Origin of the sequence: Sediminimonas qiaohouensis DSM 21189 (assembly GCF_000423645.1) — a bacterium.
GTDB lineage: Bacteria > Pseudomonadota > Alphaproteobacteria > Rhodobacterales > Rhodobacteraceae > Sediminimonas > Sediminimonas qiaohouensis.
In genome coordinates this window covers 1-1,317 of sequence record NZ_AUIJ01000067.1, presented here as the reverse complement: position 1 = coordinate 1,317, position 1,317 = coordinate 1, and the positions used below count along the sequence as shown (strand labels likewise).

The following is a 1,317-nucleotide window of genomic DNA, read 5'->3' as shown; positions in this document are numbered from 1 at the left end:
TCAAACTCTTCAACTCGGAACAAAGCCTCTCAAGCCGGAACATTTTCAAACTCAACCGCGCCGCGGCTCTCGCCGAGTGGCGCGGCCTTTGCGCGGCATAAGAGACAGCGTCAATGTTCTTGCAGAGACGAGTTCGAATTCGTCTGACAGCACCGGCTAATGAGACACTGGGATTTCCCGCCCTTACTTCAGCCCAGATGTCCCTTTAGCGTCTCTCTGGCGATATCCGGTTCAAGTGTTGAGTTTCCAAACTGCGCGGCTTAGCCTCGCCTCGAAGGCGTGGCCCGTGGAGGAGCTTGTCCGCGCCCGAACCAACCTGGGAGGAAACGAAATGACCGAATTAGCTATGCGCAAGGCCTGCGCCGCCATTGCTGCTGTTGGACTGATCGCAGCAGGGCCAGCCGCAGCTCAGGATGACCCACTGAAAGTTGGGCTTCTGCTCCCCTTCACCGGGCAATACGCTTGGGTAGGCGAAAACGTGCAGCCCGTGGCTCGGATGATCGCCGAAGAAGTCAACGGCGCGGGTGGGATTGGTGGCCGCGAGATCACCTTCGTGCAGGGCGACACCGAAGGTGTGGTCGATGCGGGCACCACCGCGGCGCAGAAGCTGATCAATGTGGACAACGTTATGGCACTGGTCGGGCCAACCTCGCTATCGTTCTCGGGCTCCAAGAACCTGATCATCGACAACGGCGTGCCCATGGTGACGCCGACCGCCGGCACCACCGAGCTCGACCGCGCTTGTCAGGACGTGTGCTTTCGCACCGTGCCTTCGGACGCGCTGGGTGGGCGCGCCATTGCACGCGCTGCGACAGACGCGCAATACTTGGCCGACGCCGCCAGCGCCTGGGAAAACCCGGTTCTGATGGTTGCGCAGTCGCCGGCCATGGTCTCTTTTCTGGAGCCGATCGAACGCAGCTTCGCAGATTACGGTACAGACGTCGCCCAGGTGATCGAGTTCACGCCCGGCAAGCCCTCTTACAGGGCCGAGGTGCAGGAGGCGCTGGGCGCCTCCCCGGACGGTATCGTCCTCGTCGCCGCGCCGGAGGACTCGGCGCGCGTGATGACCAACGCGTTCCAATCAGGCTATGACGGCAGCTGGTTCGTCACTCAGGACCAGACCAACGCCGATTACATAAACCTCGCCGGAGCGGAACTGGTGGAGGGCACCTACGGGCTCGAGGAGGTTGCGTCCGAAGAGGGACAGGAGCTGAATCGTGCATTCGAGGAGCGCTATCAGGACTACGCCGGCGAAGAGGTCAAGATCTTCGGCACCAACACCTATGACGCGATGAACGTCGTCGCGTTGGCAATGCT

Annotated in this window: 1 protein-coding gene and 1 pseudogene; both read left to right on the top strand. The window is 61.5% G+C overall.

Translation table 11 applies throughout. The annotated features are described in order from the left end of the window. Nucleotides 1–101: pseudogene (locus G568_RS20775) on the top strand (IS6 family transposase); the annotation flags it as partial. 230 nt (nucleotides 102–331) lie between these two features. After that, the coding region (locus G568_RS19490; RefSeq protein WP_157084471.1) for an ABC transporter substrate-binding protein at nucleotides 332–1,317 on the top strand (986 nt) is incomplete at its 3' end.